15 protein-coding genes and 1 riboswitch are annotated in these 17,030 nt (G+C 36.2%); of the genes, 3 read left to right on the top strand and 12 right to left on the bottom strand.

What is annotated here, in order from left to right; translation table 11 throughout:
• Positions 1-17 precede the first annotated feature (17 nt).
• Both MY533_RS05760 and MY533_RS05755 read right to left on the bottom strand, forming a co-directional pair.
• Complete coding sequence (locus MY533_RS05760) at positions 18-641, bottom strand: HAD family hydrolase (RefSeq protein WP_371873305.1); 624 nt, start codon at positions 639-641, stop codon at positions 18-20.
• A 125-nt stretch (positions 642-766) separates the two neighbouring features.
• Positions 767-1,630: an AraC family transcriptional regulator gene (locus MY533_RS05755; protein WP_248718332.1), complete on the bottom strand. Its 864-nt coding sequence runs from the start codon at positions 1,628-1,630 to the stop codon at positions 767-769.
• Positions 1,631-2,232: 602 nt separating this feature from the next.
• On the opposite strand from MY533_RS05755, the gene MY533_RS05750 reads away from it, so the two are divergent.
• Positions 2,233-2,619, top strand: coding sequence for an NUDIX hydrolase (locus MY533_RS05750; protein ID WP_248718331.1), 387 nt, complete (start codon positions 2,233-2,235; stop codon positions 2,617-2,619).
• A gap of 116 nt (positions 2,620-2,735) precedes the next feature.
• Here the strand turns inward: MY533_RS05750 and MY533_RS05745 are convergent, their stop codons facing one another.
• Together MY533_RS05745 and MY533_RS05740 are read right to left on the bottom strand one after the other, a co-directional pair.
• Positions 2,736-2,948, bottom strand: a complete 213-nt coding sequence (locus tag MY533_RS05745) for a hypothetical protein (protein WP_132363111.1) — start codon at positions 2,946-2,948, stop codon at positions 2,736-2,738.
• A 21-nt stretch (positions 2,949-2,969) separates the two neighbouring features.
• A complete protein-coding gene (locus MY533_RS05740) occupies positions 2,970-3,146 on the bottom strand; it encodes a sporulation protein Cse60 (RefSeq protein WP_132363113.1) in 177 nt (58 codons plus the stop codon).
• 368 nt (positions 3,147-3,514) lie between these two features.
• On the opposite strand from MY533_RS05740, the gene MY533_RS05735 reads away from it, so the two are divergent.
• The gene (locus MY533_RS05735; protein ID WP_248718330.1) at positions 3,515-3,787 is read left to right on the top strand and encodes a hypothetical protein; all 273 of its coding nucleotides are present in this window, start codon (positions 3,515-3,517) and stop codon (positions 3,785-3,787) included.
• Between the two features lie 279 nt (positions 3,788-4,066).
• Positions 4,067-5,158, top strand: a complete 1,092-nt coding sequence (locus MY533_RS05730) for a TolB-like translocation protein (RefSeq protein ID WP_248718329.1) — start codon at positions 4,067-4,069, stop codon at positions 5,156-5,158.
• A gap of 107 nt (positions 5,159-5,265) precedes the next feature.
• On the opposite strand, the gene glnA is transcribed toward MY533_RS05730, so the two are convergent.
• The 8 genes from glnA to MY533_RS05690 all read right to left on the bottom strand — a co-directional run bounded on the left by glnA (position 5,266) and on the right by MY533_RS05690 (position 16,907).
• Positions 5,266-6,600, bottom strand: coding sequence for a type I glutamate--ammonia ligase (glnA, locus tag MY533_RS05725; protein ID WP_248718328.1), 1,335 nt, complete (start codon positions 6,598-6,600; stop codon positions 5,266-5,268).
• Positions 6,601-6,909: 309 nt separating this feature from the next.
• Positions 6,910-8,256 carry a sodium-dependent transporter gene (locus MY533_RS05720; protein WP_132363119.1) on the bottom strand — a complete coding sequence of 449 codons (1,347 nt, stop codon included), beginning with the start codon at positions 8,254-8,256 and terminating at the stop codon, positions 6,910-6,912.
• A gap of 495 nt (positions 8,257-8,751) precedes the next feature.
• Entirely contained in the window at positions 8,752-10,269 is a 1,518-nt protein-coding gene (locus tag MY533_RS05715; RefSeq protein WP_248718327.1) for an SH3 domain-containing protein, read from the bottom strand.
• A gap of 981 nt (positions 10,270-11,250) precedes the next feature.
• On the bottom strand, positions 11,251-11,835 hold the full coding sequence (locus tag MY533_RS05710) for an ECF transporter S component (RefSeq protein ID WP_248718326.1): 585 nt from the start codon (positions 11,833-11,835) through the stop codon (positions 11,251-11,253).
• Between the two features lie 221 nt (positions 11,836-12,056).
• Positions 12,057-12,252, bottom strand: a riboswitch (FMN riboswitch).
• A gap of 252 nt (positions 12,253-12,504) precedes the next feature.
• Entirely contained in the window at positions 12,505-13,809 is a 1,305-nt protein-coding gene (locus MY533_RS05705; RefSeq protein ID WP_132363125.1) for an RNA polymerase subunit sigma, read from the bottom strand.
• Positions 13,806-14,339 carry an RNA polymerase sigma factor SigX gene (gene sigX, locus MY533_RS05700; protein ID WP_132363127.1) on the bottom strand — a complete coding sequence of 178 codons (534 nt, stop codon included), beginning with the start codon at positions 14,337-14,339 and terminating at the stop codon, positions 13,806-13,808. The genes MY533_RS05705 and sigX overlap by 4 nt, the downstream gene beginning before the upstream one ends.
• Before the next feature lie 77 nt (positions 14,340-14,416).
• Entirely contained in the window at positions 14,417-16,198 is a 1,782-nt protein-coding gene (locus MY533_RS05695) for an ATP-binding protein (protein ID WP_248718325.1), read from the bottom strand.
• Positions 16,191-16,907 (bottom strand): response regulator transcription factor, encoded by a 717-nt coding sequence (locus tag MY533_RS05690; RefSeq protein ID WP_049668637.1) that lies wholly within the window; start codon positions 16,905-16,907, stop codon positions 16,191-16,193. The genes MY533_RS05695 and MY533_RS05690 overlap by 8 nt, the downstream gene beginning before the upstream one ends.
• Positions 16,908-17,030: the final 123 nt, after the last annotated feature.

The following is a 17,030-nucleotide window of genomic DNA, read 5'->3' as shown; positions in this document are numbered from 1 at the left end:
CAGACTCTATACTCTGTTTAAAATATATTTAATAAATCTATTGGCTTTTCGATAATATAATCATACACCTCTGGCTTACCAAAACCATATGAAGCAAAAACAAAAGGAATCCCTGCAAACTTTGCCGAAAGCATATCTCCCTGTGTATCTCCTACATATACAGCTTTTTTTATGTGGTTTCTTTCCATAACTAATTGAATATTTTCTCCTTTTGACAAGCCTGTTCGCCCCGGATTTTCAAAGTCAAGAAAATATTTCTCTAGCTTGTGAAAGGCATAAAATGTTTCTATATAGCCTTCTTGACAATTGCTTACAATGAACAAGCGGAATTTTTTTGAAAGAGCTAGTAAAGTTTCTTCTAATTGCGGATATAAATTACCGCCATTATGTAATAAATCCGCTTGCTCTTGCTGACAGCATGCTAATATAAGCTCCATCTGCTTTTCTTCATCAAGATAATCAAATAATACAGCGGCTATTTCTTTAATTTGTAACCCCATCGTTTTAGATAAATCTTCTTCGGTTATCGTTCCTTTACCGTAAGGAGACCCCTGAACTACCTGCGTCCACGATTGCGCTACTGTTTTGCTTGAATCCCACAGTGTCCCGTCTAAATCGAAAATAATGCTATCTATGTCCATATCCATCCTCCTTCATCAAAATATAGTTGTTTAAAAAGCAAAAGTTTCTCTTAAGGTGTTTATAGTGACATCCTCACAACAAAAAAGGATTTGGCAACTACTTGTTTACCAAATCCATTTTATCATTATTGAATCGGAATCCAAATTTCAGAGTATGCATCAGGGCTATATGCATCTTCATCAGGGTAAACTTCAAGTTCAGCCGTTCCTGCTGGTTTATATGGATTGGATGGGAACCACTCTGAATAAATTTGTTTCCAAGTATTTTGCATCGCATCTGGCATAGGACCATGCACCTCAAAGACAACCCACTTCGATGCAGGTATCTCCAACGCTAACAAATTTTCTCCCACTTCCCCTATATGATCCGTAGCAATCCAGTAATCAATGAAACCCTTTTGTCCTTGTTCTGTATTTGGTACACAAACACCTAGCGTCCCTTTGATGCTTCCGTTATTTAATTGGATAAGTTGATGATCGAAGTTTTTCGAATTCATCTCATTCCAAAAGTGAGGAATGCCTTGCAAGTTCTCACCATTTTGACAATTATACGTTCTTTTTACTCCGACCACTTGAAACTTTTCTTTTTCTACGATTTTATACTTCATTGGTTCTGCTCCCTTCAGGCTTACCTGGATGACCAGGCGATTGTATGATTGTAGTTGTCCTTGCTTCTTTCTTGCTTCACTAGGCGTTAGGTTATGATGCTTCCGAAACGCCTTTGTGAAAGCTTCAGGAGAGTCATAGCCATATTTGTAGGCGAGATCGATTACTTTTTGCTCTGTATTTATTAACTCCTGTGCAGCTAATGTTAGCCTTCTTCGTCTTATATAATCCGCAATAGACATATCCGTTAAAATCGAGAAAGTCCGTTGAAAATGAAAGACCGAACAATTTACCTCTCGTGCAATTTGCTCCATTGTGATGTCTTCTAGTAAATGCTCTTCGATATAATTTATTGCTTTTTGAATCGACTCAATCCAACTCAATTGCTCTCACTCCTTGGTTATAGCTTAAAACATCAAAATTAGTTATTCCTGTCTTTTTATGCTAACTTTGGACAGGTAAAAATGAAAGCTTTATTATTTTCTTATCACCATAACGTGTGGTTGATTTCTGTTTCCACTGGGCGCTTCGTTGATGCTGCCGCTACGTTACACTGCGCTTTCGCACAGAGCAAAGCTTTCTGGGGGGCGTCCATTGAGACGCTGTAATCTGAGCCCAAGGAGTCGCCCAATCTCCACTCAGTAAGAAACTCCAAGCCGAAGGAAGAACTCGCCGAAGTGACGCAAAGAAAGTCCTTAATATTGTGTAAAATTCTATAAAGAGTTTTGCAATCCTAACTTTAGTTTTGTCAAATTGTCCAGCTTATGTGTTTGATTTCGCTGCTAATGTGTCAGTTGCGCCGCTAACCAAGGGAAGAACGCCGCTAAATCTTGTTATTCCGCCGCTAAAAATTGTCAGAGTGATGGATGGAATCATCGAAACGACGGAAAGGACCTATATTGTAAATAAAATAATAAATACAATCCCTATTTTTGGATATTATAGGTTAAGATATTAATAAAAAGTTAGATTGGAGGTATTACTATTGGTTAAATGGCAAGGGGCTGCAGGAATTTGCTTAAATGAAGACCATGAATTATTAATGGTTTTGCAAGGAACTGAAGAAGAAGAAAAAACATGGGCAGTACCATCAGGCGGCAAAGAAGCTACTGAAAATTTTGAGACATGTTGTATCCGCGAAGTGTATGAAGAAACCGGATTTATAGTAGACATCGTCAGAGAAGTGTTACATAAAAATAATGATGTAGTAGAAGTTCGCTATTTCGAAACAATCGTTAAGGGTGGACAAATGATGCTACATGATCCCGACGAATTGATTTATGAAATAGCATGGAAATCAAAAGATGAATTACTAGATTTAACATTAACCTTCCCTGAAGATAGACAATTTCTATTATCATTGTTTCAATAATAGAATTATCATGACTTATGGTAGGAAGACTCAAGAATCTTATTACCTGGCATTCCCTCGCATATCTACAACCGCGGGTATTTCCCTTTCACCCGCGGAAAACTCTTATATTATGATTATTTCATTTTTACTTTTTCAACGGCCGCTTCATATATCAATTCATCATCAATTTTAATATATTGATTTTTCGCTGCCTTACAATAACCTTCTTGTTCTAAAAAATGCTTGAGTTTAGATTTCTTCGCAAATATTTTTTCAATAACATTCTTCCCCATTCCAGATTCATCACCTGTTCTTGTAGCAATTGATACCCAATATATTTTTGACAAGTTATTTCCCCCCTCTGGATCTCATTTATAAATAATTAAAGCTGAATGTATAACTGTATGTTCCCCTATATATAACGTATTGTATTTAATATCAACTATTAAATACTCGCTTAAATCAAATAGAGCATTATTAATATCATGTTCAAATTGTACAATATCATTATTTTGGATCGTTACTACTTGAGTCGCTTGCGTCATACAGTTTCACCCTTTTCTTCTAATCATAGATTAAAAGGAAGTATTTGTCACAAACTATTTTCAGTAGTAGCCGGGAACGTATAAGGAGTAGGCAGATTATTATATGGAATATTCGGTAATACATACTTTAAATTCCATTATAACCATGAGATGATTAGAGCATTAAGATGAATCCCTAGATTTCGTTTTAGAGGTGTTATAACCATTTATCTTACTTGGTTGTTATTTGTCGATATTGTAGTAACGACAGTACAAAACAAAATATTAGTTCTTGCTTACAACTTTTGTGTTTTAAATGACAGATCTTTGAAACTTTTCGTCTGTCTAAATTTAATGTTTAGCTGGTTCTCTAAAGAAGGCGTTTTAGTATGAATATAAAAGTAACTGCGGAAGTATATAGGTTAGGGATTATGATAGGTTTTTATACTGTTCCGGATGTAATTAAATGGGCTGATCATGTTATTGAACGCTTTGATAATCCACCTTATGAAGTAATTGCAATCTCATTGTCTTCACAGGAAAAGCCCATTGATGTCTGTTCGAAATTAAAATTATTCAATGGAGGCTTAACTAATGACGACCTTCCTTCTAAGATATTACTCGGACTGCTGAACGAATATTTTATTTCAACCAACAAATGATCAGATGTTTTTTCAATGTTATTTCGATTAAGTGACCATTTACAGTTAGAAGACAGTAATGAGTAAATAGAGGTTAAAATGAAGTACTTATCGGATGCTTTTTATTTAGCAGACCAAAAAATTTATGGTGATTTGAATGAAGTGAGTACCAATTTAAAAAATTATTTATCTCAATTTTGAGATTATGTAAAATATTTATCCATATAGCGGAATTTATGAACCATTAAGTTGAAATATGATTGGGAAACCCTTTCGTAGTTCAAATGGAGGGATTCAACATTGAAAATAATAGAGAGAACAATAATACTATCTTGTGCAGCAATATTCCTATTCATTGTTTTTAAAGCTGTATATAATGGTGTACTGTCAAATAGATCTTTAATGAAACCTCAAAGTTCAAATTATTATCAAATAATCGATAAAGATTTTAATAAAACAGTAGACGTACCTTTTACTGATATCACCTCATATAGGGGGAATGGTAACTATATTTATATGAGTGTAGATCAAGAGAGTCCTTCACTTGATAATAAAATTGTTCAATATAATCGCAAGACTCAAAAATACAAAACTATATTCAACACTAAATTCAAAATGCCATCAGTTCAAGGGGTTGAATTAAATGATAATTGGTTATTGTGGGTAGATGCCGATGAAAGCGGGTGGCAGCTAAATCCATATTTTATGAATTTAAACACGCAAGAAATTCACCCATTGACGAAAGAAAATGAAGAAAATGTTTTTAATGATTTCCCTGTCCTAATTGGGGACTATGCGGCTTGGATGAAAATGGACAGAAAAAATGAAAAAGCGGAAGTTATGCTTAAAAATCTCAAAACAGACGAAACAACAAGTATATTTCATTTAAATAGCTTTACATCTTTGTCTGCAAAGGATGGAAAATTATTATTTACTGATAAAAAAGATCATTTTGGATATATCTATTTGTATGATCTGAAAAGTAAAGAAATAAAAGAATTTAAGAGTTCATATGAATTTATTGGTTGGGCAAGACTTCTGAATGATCAACAATGGGTTTATCTAACATTTAGCGACCCATCTGAACCTTCAACTGGTGATGATAAGCTCATTTTTTATGACGCTGAGACCAATCATTCGCAAGAAGTTGTGTCGGATATTGATTCGGTAAGTGAACTTAACACTGATTTTAATAATAATGTATTTTTATATTTCAATAATAATGGATTCTATAAAAAATTTAAGATAAAGGATCATCAGTTAGTTGATGATGGTTTGTTAAAAACACATTACTTTTTAAGATTTTCAGCTGAAAATGGTATTTATATCTACGACCAAGAACTCCCAAATGAAAAATACAAATTAATAATCCAAAGTGAACTCCATAACTAAAAATGGCTATCCCAATCAACGAAAAATTGGGATAGCCTTCTTCTTTGATACACAAGTCTTCGTATTTTCCAAAAAAGTGCCGGGGCCCCAAAGCCCAACACTTCCCTTTAATACATTTTCAAATATTCTTCCCGCTCCCAATTATGAACACGCGTACGGTATTTATTCCATTCTATTTCTTTAGCAGCCGTGAATTTTTCAAAGATATGATCTCCGAGTGCTTCACGTACGGTATGATCCATTTCTAGTTCAAGGAGTGCGAATTCCAATGACGATGGGAGGCTGTCGATATTATTCAATTCACGTTCTGCTCGTGACATTTTATAAATATTGCGATCTACAGCATCTGGTGGTGTAAGATCTTTGCGAATACCATCGAGCCCAGATGCTAAAATAACAGCCATTGCTAAATAAGGATTCGCCGCTGGATCGACAGAACGCAGCTCGATACGTGTTGATAGCCCTCGTGAAGCTGGAATTCGAATAAGTGGTGATCGGTTTTGTGCAGACCATGCTACATAGCAAGGAGCCTCATAGCCAGGCACTAATCGTTTATAGGAATTAACAAGTGGGTTTGTTATAGCTGTAAAGCCGTGTACATGTTTTAGTATCCCTGCCATAAAGCTACGCGCGGTTTGGCTTAATTGCAATTGTGCACGTTCATCATAAAACGCATTTTTATCCCCTTCAAATAATGATAAATTGAAATGCATGCCAGAACCGTTAACACCGAATAGTGGCTTTGGCATAAAGGTTGCATGCAGTCCATGCTGTGCAGCTATCGTTTTTACAACAAGTTTAAACGTTTGAATATTGTCACATGCTTCGATTGCACTTGCATATTTAAAGTCAATTTCATGTTGACCAGGTGCAACCTCATGGTGCGATGCCTCAATTTCAAAGCCCATTTCTTCTAACTCTAATACGATATCACGCCGACAGTTCTCCCCTAAGTCAGTCGGGGCTAAGTCGAAGTACCCGCCACTATCATTTAACTCAAGTGTTGGATGCCCCTTTTCATCTACCTTAAATAAGAAAAATTCTGGCTCTGGCCCTAAATTAAATGAGCTAAAACCTAATTCCTCCATCTCCTTTAAAACTCTCTTCAAATTGGAGCGTGGATCACCTTCAAATGGTGTACCATCTGGTCTAACAATATCACAGATAAAACGAGCCACCTTACCTTTTTCAGCCGTCCAAGGAAAAACTACAAAAGTATCACGGTCAGGGCTCAAGTACATATCTGATTCCTCAATGCGTACAAAGCCTTCAATTGATGAACCATCGAACATAATTTTATTGTCTAATGCTTTTTCTAATTGGCTAACTGGTACTTCAACGTTTTTTATTGTTCCCAAAATATCAGTAAATTGTAGGCGAATAAATTTCACATTTTCTTCCTTGACGCGGCATTTAATATCTTCTTTTGTATAACGTTTCATTCTTCACCACTCCAATGTAATTTTAATTAACACAATTCTTTTATAACTGTTTTTAAAATACATTAAAAGGATGAAAAACACAATATTGATGTAATGTTTTATTACATGCATTTTATCGAATATATGTATCTTTTTTTCAGATAAATAGAGCCCCTTTGACAGATTCTATCCAAAAGCAGGAGACGCCCTGCAGTATGCGTATACATCCCCACCACTTCTTACTTATCGCTCGCTTTCGGGTCAAAAAATATTTACTGAACGATATTAAAATAGGTTGCATCCCTTCAAACGGAATGCAACCTACTCACTTTAATATTGTAAAAGCATATTGACAAACACAACGATAATCACAAAAGGTACTACTATTAACATCAGTAATCGATACGTTGAATAGAACCCCTGCCCCATTTGACTTCCTATTAATAATTCCTTCTTCACAAATTCTTTATCAACTACATACGCAATAAAGATAGCAATCAATAAGTTACCTAACGGAAGCATTAAATTAGAAACTAAAAAGTCAGTTGCATCAAAAATCGTTTTTCCAAAAATTGATACATCAGCTAATGTACTTGATGAAAGCGCTGCAGGAATCGCCGCAATAAAGACTACTACACCTAGCAGCATCGTCAATGCAGAACGAGACATACGTCCCTTCTCCATAAATGCCGCTACGATAATTTCATACAAACTGAATGAGGAAGTTAACGTTGCGAATAAAAATAATAATAAAAACATCGCTAAAAATATTTCACCAAATGGCATTTGACTAAATGCTGTTGGCAGAACCATAAACAGTAAGCCGGGTCCAGATGCTGGTTCTAAATCAAAAGCAAATACAACAGGGAAAATCGCTAATCCTGCTAAAAACGATACAAGCACAGTGAGAAGAACAACGGAGCCTGCGGAATTAGGTAAGCTCACATCTTTCTTTAAATAGGAGCTGTACGTCACAAGACAAGAAAACCCTACCGCTAAGCCAAAGAAGGATTGTCCTAACGCTTCTAATATAGCCTTTCCAGTGATATTGGAAAAGTCAGGCCATAAGAAGAATTTAACCCCCTCCATTGCTCCATCTAATGTTAAAGCCCTCACAACAAGCACAATAAACATAAGGAATAATAAAGGCATCATCCACTTATTGGCTTTTTCTATACCATTTTGCACACCAAGTGAAATAACTAATACATTTACTAGCGTAAACAGCCCTAAACCGAGTAATGTAATCCAAGGTGTACCTACAATCTTTGCAAATAGTTCACTAGGATCAACGGAAGAATCAATAACAGCCCCAGTCACACCAAGGCCACTGTATATAAAGATCCAACCCCCTACAACACTGTAAAAACTTAATAATAAAAAACAGCCGAGCACACCCATGCGACCAACCCAAGCCCAACCTGTTTTCGTAGGTGCAATTTTTTTATAGGCAGTTACAGCCTCAGACTGTGTTCCACGACCTAAAATATATTCTGATAATAACATCGGTAAACCAATCAACAATGTAAAAAGAACAAAAATCAGAAAAAACGCTCCCCCACCACTTTGTCCAGTAACATATGGAAGCTTCCAAATTGCCCCCAGTCCGATTGCAGCTCCAGCCGATGCTAAAATAAAGCCTAGTTTACTAGACCATTGACTCTTTTTTCCACTCATCTCTTCAAACTCCTCTAACTTACTCAACTCTTCCTTATTCTACAATAAAATAATACACTCGACTAGATTAATTCTATATGTTACTTTTGCGTAATATTATCCAACACCTCTACCATTCTACATAAAAAAAACTCGAAATTCTGATACTAGTATTACAACCTATGTACTTGTATATGATTACATAGTTTCTATCATGCGATATAGTGTAATGGTGCGTTTGTAGGCTGGGGATTGGGTAGAAGAACCTCTGAGGATAAACAATGAATGAAATTACACAGCAATCTGTGGGCTTGTGCGTAAAATTACACACAAGTCCTTTTGTTATGCTTTCTCAATCACTCCAGTAACTTAACAAAAGACGTTGTAGCTCCCATCAAGCAATCTGTGTCAATGAAATTAGTTATGAAAGGTTCGAGGAGTGTCAAGAAAGGATTTATTAAACATAAAAAAGAAAAGATGACTTTTATAGTCACCTTTTCACTTGTAAGTAGCAATTTAGTTATTGAATATTTGCTCGTAACGGTGGAAGAATGCCACTGCGTGCGCTCTTGTTAGAGAATCATTTGGTTTAAACTCTTCATTTGTTTTAGTAGTTGTTAAACCATTATCACGAAGGAATTTAATAGCTTCTGACTGAGATAAAGTCTTACCATAATGCATTGAAGCCAAGATACGAGCGAAGTTACCCCGTGTGATATCCTTACCTGCAATGGCTTGTTTCGATGCTGTGTTTGCACCTAGAACTGGTAGAGAGTATTTTGTAGCCAGTTGGTAGTTTTTGTCACCATACCATGTAGTATTAGCTTTCGTTGAAGCTAGTTCTGATGGTTTGAAGTAACGGAATAGGATAGTTAACATTTGGTTTTCCGTTAAGTTAGTGTACGGTTTAAGTAAGTTTTCGTACTTGCCTGTTGATGGGTTTTTCACGTTTAGGTATCCACTGATGATACCGATGTTGACTGCCCACTTAAAATCCTCAGCCCAGTATTGGTTTGCATTGTAATCAGCAAACTTTGATACATCAACGTTTCCCGTTGTTGGCGGTGTTACTGGAGGTGTTGGCGTTGGTGTTGAAGCTGAGTAGTTTAAATAACTTGATGCTACATACCCCTTTGTCCCGTCATTTCTTTTCACAGGATACCAAACAAAATGGTTTTTCTTCGTTGATACTTCTTCATATTCAAAAGGTCCCGTAATGGTAACAATTTCACCTTCACGTAAAGTACCCATAGCAGTACTATCCTTAGTAGGTCTTGTCCTCAATGTTACATTAGTTGTTGTTGCACTAACTTTCTGATTTGTTTTAAAAAAATACTTTGATTTTGTTAATGGTACATCAAATTTATAGTTCATCGCTGAAAATTTAATATTTTCCCTGCTGTTAGAATCATATTGAAAATGTTCGCGTTTAAAAGGCAGCTCTGTTAAGTCTATTAATTCCAATTTCTCAATAATTCGGAGAATTCTTTCTTGATAGGCATTTGCATTTCTTTCATCAGTTGCTTGGACAATTGGACTATTTACTGGTTTAGTACCGTTATAAGCCATGATAGCGAAGTACCAATGTTCCAATACATCTCTTTCCCCACCGTTGATGCTAGGCAAATCCTTCCGCTTAAACATATCATCTAGAGTCTTTACACCAGCTTGAATATTATAGACAATATCGCTTTTTAGTCTATCTTGATCGTAGCCAGCTTGATTTGTAATTTGCATAATGCCAATTCCATTATCTGCTGTCACAATCGCTTTACCATTACTATCGAAATGACGCCAATTTCCACTTTCACCTTCCGCTATTGCCTTCACAATTTCAGGTGGAACATCATAACTCAGTGCTGTTTCGGTTAACAAACAGTTCATTGTGGAATAGTCAGGGTTTACATTCGACGCCGAATCATACCCACATGTATTTGCAATATTATTAGCTAATACATTTTTATCTATGTTTATAGATAGAGAGAGGGTACCAATGGCAATCACACTAATCAAAGGTTTCAATATCTTTTTCATATGTGATTATTACACTTCCTTTCATATTTTTTAAAGATAAAAGATTCAGATATATGTTATCATAAACCCAATATTTGAGATAGGGGTAATAGTCAACATTTCCTTCATTTAACATTTTTGAACAATAAATGATAGCTCAAACATATATTGTTTAATTTTAATTCGGTGTAAAGTTTGTAAATAGCGATTGTTGGATTTTTACTTTTTTTGTGAAATAGGTAAGCTTCCTAAAGTCCATTGAAACAAGCCCAAGCAAAATCTATCAACTCTTACAAGCTCGTTAAATGGCTCTATAAACTTGCTACAATTGTTGTTGTAAGCTGACTCAAAGTTGAAACAATAGAGTTACTTGGAATCTAAAAGCAACATACCAAAATGTCAACTTCGTACTTTAGTGGTATATAAAAAGAGGGAGGAATTGCCTCCCCTTATGTATGATGTTATAGGTATTGCTCTTAGCAAAAGAACCATCTTTCTTCGGAACCTTTCTATCAACCTCAATCAAACCTGCTAGTTCTAAATTCTGAATCAATGCACGAATACTTCTCTCATTACACAAACAACGTCAATAATCTCATTGTTGAATACAGTTGCAGGAGCATAACCAAACATCTTGCCTACGATATTTCAGATACACAACGAGCAAATTCAAATACACTTATAGGTAATGTATCATCCGTTGAGAAAAAATTAGACCTCCTTCTCCTCTCGATTGTATTGTAGAAGTGGTTTCTTACATATATATCACCCACTATATCTTTTAAGAAATTCCTTCGATTGAGATTCGTCAATATCTAGTAATTGTGTTACCTTAATACCATCTTGTTAGGTCAGTGTATATTGCTTAAATTCTGTAACTCTTTCTCATCTAAAAAATCTGCAATTGCAAATTTAAGCAACAAAAAACACCTCCTAGACTTTAACAGTCCAATGAGGTGTCATTACTTGAACACTATCCTAAATCATACTTTATTCTCGAAATTAACTCATATACATAGAACGCTGATGATGAATCCATTTACGCATTGTTGTAAATAGTAATGCCATGATGATGGTAATTAAAATACCTTTCACAATGTTAAATGGCAAAATACCAGCTACGATCATTTTATATAGTGAATCACCTACAACAGGCTCCATACCTAAAAAGTAAGTGTACATAGGTAAAAATACAACATAGTTAAGAATGCTCATTCCTACTGCCATTACAATTGTTCCAGCAGCTAAACCTCCGACAAGGCCTTTAACTGTTTTGGAGCGATTAAATACAAAGCTCACTGGTAGAATAAATAAAATACCTGTTGCAAAGTTCGCGATATGTCCTACCGGTACTCCCGTTGGCGTGCCTGAGAAAACCCAGTCCAACACATTTTTAAATAATTCTACTAAAATACCGGCTATAGGTCCCATAGTAATCGCCGCTAATAATGCTGGCATATCACTAAAGTCCACTTCCAAAAACGCTGGAAACGGCGGAATCGGGAAATTAAAAAGCATTAATAAAAACGAAATACTACTCAGCATGCCAATCGTAATATAAGATTGAAGTTTAACATTTTTCTTCATTGAAAACTCTCTCCTCTTTGCTGATTCAATCTCGCAAGAAGAAAGGTTACGACCTAATCGATCATCATCATGAAAAAACCCTTATGCAAAGAGCATAAGGGAGAATAGGCAAGATTAAAAAACGCCATTAATTAACTATTTTCTGAGCATACGCTGTGTGAAATCACATCGAAAAAACGCTCGTAAATAGTTAAATTCATAACAATGAATGACGATCGTACCTCCATCTTCTCCCATCCAGACTTTAACTGTCGGCCTTGGAATCGCACCAAGTCAGCCATGCAAAAAATTTTTGCACAGGTCGCGGGCTGAAGAGCCTTTCGTAAATATGCGAGCTAATATGTCCTAAAAGAAACATTAGCGATTTACAACTCTATTACCGCCGGTCGGGATTTTCACCCTGCCCCGAAGATGAATCATTATTTTTTTGTTTCATAGCCTTACTATAATGAATTATTAGAGAAAAGTAAATAGCTTTGCTTAAAAAAATCCGATTAAACTTGTATGCTTTAAGCACATGAAAAGTAGCTTAAGTCCATATTAGAGACACTTCTGTACAGGATGCTTTGCTTTCGCTAAAAAAATTCCAATAATAAGAGCATTCACGCACATATAGCGGCGAGAATGCTCCAAAAAATTTCTTTAATTCTATTTTTGTTGTTAGGCTGTTTATGGCATATATCGTTTATTGGCTCCTACAGGCTTTGGCAAGAATTTTTTTAAATCAAATCCTTCCCAGCTTTCCTGTACAACATTGTCTAGACGTATTTGTTGTTCAAAACTTGCAGCAGTAAGCATCATAGCTTCTATCATTTGAGTTGCACGAACAGTATCCATGGTCGTTAAATCAAGCGGCTCATCAAATGTAACAATAACACCTTCTGCTACTTCTTTCACACTGTATGTTATATTTTCCGGTACAACTGGAACGTATACATCATCATTTTTATTTCGCATAACGGTAAGCGCTTCTGTAACAGTGGAAAAAGTTTTACGAGTATCGGGTGATAAATATTCAGCTCCATTTTCATCTTTATATAAATAATAATTAAAGTGATTTGCGCTTGTTAAGGTCATAGACTTACTTGGCTCTTCATCCTTAGAAAATTTGTAGGCTGTACCATCAGAATTTTCAAACTCAACATCTTTATACTCTGAATCTGAGAATGTATCCTGTAAAGTATCTAAATATTCATTCGTATCTGCTGAAGCAACATCATAATCGTTTTTCTTCGGCAAAACATGAACGAGTTTATCGCCCTTCTCCTTCAATTCTCCTTTATATGGATGATAGTTAGTAAAACCATTTGCTTTTTCATCAATTTGCGGCGCATACTTTTCATACATTTGTAATGTTGTAGGCTTTTTCTTCGGAAAATCAGTAGCTACTCGTTCATTTGGAATGATATACGTCATCGGCACGCTTTTCTTATCACGATTGGCCAAACCAATATGAAATACTACTGCATCTGTTAAATCTTCCGCATAAACAGATGATCGTAGAGACATGATCCTTGAATGTTCTGCTACGATGTTGTTGGATTCCATCATCTTATCGTGGTTGATAGAGCTTTTCGCTACATGATCGTCTGGCGATATTGAATATTGAGAGGTTTCAGGCGCATTAGCCTGGTCTATTTTTGTATCATTATGATTTAGCAACGTCGAGCCTGTAAATACTGTCAAAGCGAAAACTGCTGCAACACTCATAAAAATTGGCCATTTATGAACTTTCTTCTTTGTTGCTGTCTCTGTACTTTCTTGTTGTGGAGGATTACCGTGTTGTTGCTCTTGTGCTGTTATTTCATCATCTATTGGTTGTTGTATAGCTCCTTGAAGATGAGCATTATCCTGCAAGCGAGCATCTGTCAATAATCGATTTAATATTTCTTCTTTTGAACGGCGGTCAGAAAGCTTAGGGGCATTATTTAATAGATGCTCAAGTTGGTCATCATCAAATTGGTTATGTGTCATTGCCATTTCGCCTCCTGTTCTCTAACCTGTTGTAGCTGCTGCCTTAAAAATTTAATAGCACGATGCTGAGTGGTTTTTACCTTCGCTTCTGTCCAATCTAGTATTTGTGCAGTTTCTGCAATCGATAAATCTTGAAAGTAGCGCATAATAATGACCATTTTTTGGTCACCAGTACAGTGTTCAAGTGCTGATTGTACCTGCATAAATTCATCACTGGCCTGCAGCACGTCTTCCGGTGATGGTGTGGTTGAATGTAGCTGTTCCGTTTCCCAATCAAAAAAATCAAGTGAATGTTTTTGGCGTACAGCCTGCTTTCTAAAATGATCAATAGCGACATTTTTAGCAATAGCAAAAAGCCAAGTCTTTTCGCTACTATTTCCTGCGAACTGATCATATGAGCGCAAAACGCGAACATAAACCTCATGCGCTAAATCCTCAGCAAGTGTACGGTTTTTTACTAAATAAATAAGAAACTGGAACACATCTTGATGATATGCATCGTATAATCGATGGAACACGGAGTCATTCAAAGCACTCCACCCCCGTTCTCTTTATATTTGTCGTCTAAATGTCCACAGAAGTTACATCCAATTAATACCACTCTTTATTAATATGAATCAAAAGGTAAATAAAAGGTGAAGGTAGTCCCCTCTTTTAGCACACTATCTACCATAATATTGCCCGAATGTGCCTTGACAATATTTCTAGCAATAGCTAAACCTAGGCCAGTTCCGCCTTTAGAACGTGTACGTGCCTTGTCTGCTTTATAGAAACGTTCAAAGACATATGGTAAGTCCTCTTGAGGGATACCATGCCCTGTATCCTGGACAGATATTTTGGCAAAGGTTGGCTCCTGCTCAACCTTCACTGTTACTGACCCTTCATCAGTATGACGGAGAGCATTATCCACTAAATTCGTTAATACTTGTTCAATTCGATCCTCATCTATACTAATCGAAGCTTCGTCATTAAATTCACTGTCAAATATTAGACGAACATGTTTCTCTTTTGCAACCTGTGCAAATTTTTGAGTAATACGTTCAAATGTCGAATTAATTGGAAGCTCATCCTTGTACAGCGTCATATGCCCCGATTCCATACGCGCAAGATCTAATAAATCTGTTACGAGACGTCCCATACGTTTCGATTCATCATAAATAATTTTTGTAATCTCATTACGTTCTTCTTGATCCTGTATAAAATCATCATCCATTAGAGCCTCTGAATAACCTTGGAGCATCGAAATTGGCGTCCGTAGCTCATGAGACACATTGGCAATAAAGTCTGAACGTAGTTTTTCTAAACGATGCTGCTCCGTCATATCACGAATAACCGCAACCGCTCCACGTATCGATTCCTCACTATAAAGAGGACTAATCGTAAACGTATAGTAACTGCCATCCATTTCAATTTCTTCTTCAAGCTTATCCTCAAACATCAGTACATGATCAAGCATATGATAAAGCTCAGGCGGAATTGGCTTCGCACTTTGTGACCCCTTATTGACAAACCACTTTTGCATTAAACGATCCGCTGGTGGATTACTTAATAATATTGTACGATCACGATTAAATGTAATAACTGCGTCTGTCATCGATGTTAATATATTGGAAAGCTGTTCATTTTCTTGATTGATCACTTCTAAATTGTGTTTCAATTGACGGCCCATTTGATTAAAGGCAACTGCAAGCTGGCCAATTTCATCATTTTGTGTAGTCGGCATTTTCGCTTCAAAATTCCCTTTAGAAATTTCAAACGCCAGCTCACGCATTTTACGTAATGGTGACGTAATACGTGATGAAAGGAAAAACGCAAAAAATGTCGTCAACACAAAGGCTATGAAAGCTGATAGAAAGACAATTTTCGTCGTCTCTTTCGATGTTTTATGCAGCGCATCCGGACTTTGATAAATAAAGACAGCTCCGTGTACAGCATTTTCCACATTTAGCGGGAAACCGAGCACAACATACGATTCCAATTTTTCTTCGTCCGTGGAAGATGGCATCATCATTTCCTTAATAATCGGTTTATCTGATTGAAAAACTTCTTGGAACGATTTATTGGCTAAAATCATATCCTGTATTTCTTTTTTATTGACACCTTCCTGCATAGCGAAAGAAACTCTATCATGGTTAATAGCAATAAGTGCATTTGTACTTTCAGGTAAAATATCTTTTAATAATTCCGAAGTCGACTCTGCTGTTTCATTATCATCTACTATACTTGCAACTGTTGCTGCTGTTTGACGCAAGGAGCTTTCTGCTTGTTGCATATGGTAATTCTGAAGAAACTCAAGCATTAAAACCGTGAAAACAAACAATACAAATGAAACGAGAAGCAATATGGTTACCCATAGCTTCCCGACAACACTATTCCATATTCTATTCATTGACAACCTCAAATTTGTAACCAACGCCCCATACAGTAACAATCATTTTTGCAGCGTTTTCAGATACACGGTTGAGCTTTTCGCGTAAACGTTTTACATGTGTGTCAACTGTACGTAAGTCGCCAAAGAAATCATAATGCCAAACTTCTTTTAGTAATTGTTCACGGTCAAATACTTTGTCTGGTGATTTAGCTAGGAAATAAAGCAATTCATACTCTTTAGGCGTTAAATTTACTTCTATACCTTCTGCTGTTACACGGTGAGCATCATGATCGATCATTAAATGTTGGAACACAACTAAATCTTTTGAAGAAGAAGCATTTGTCGAAGGTGAGAATGCTTGTGAACGACGTAATATAGCCTTCACACGTAACACAACCTCACGAGGACTAAATGGTTTTACAATATAATCATCTGCTCCTAGCTCAAAGCCTTGTACACGATTCGCTTCCTCGCCTTTTGCAGTTAATAAAATAATTGGTGTTGCTGCTCGTTCACGGATTTCCGCACAAACTTCAAGTCCGTCTTTTTCAGGCATCATAATATCTAATAAAATACAATGATACTCTTTTTCCAAAGATTTTTCGATCGCTTGTTCACCATTTTCTGCCTCGTCAACAAGGTACCCTTCTCGCTCTAAATACATTTTTAATAAGCGTCGAATACGATCCTCGTCATCTACTACTAATACTGAAATATTTTCTGACACTTTCACGATCCCTCTCTTCTAATCTTTCTCTACCTTCTATTGTACATGGTACAGCACATATTGAAAAGAAAAGAAAAGAAAGCCTTCTTGCCACAGCAAGAAGGCCTCTTCTTTCCAATACTA

This window comes from Lysinibacillus sp. Ag94, from assembly GCF_023242215.1.
Classification (GTDB): domain Bacteria; phylum Bacillota; class Bacilli; order Bacillales_A; family Planococcaceae; genus Lysinibacillus.
The sequence above is the reverse complement of the archived record's forward strand: the minus strand, read 5'-3'. Positions and strand labels throughout refer to the sequence as shown.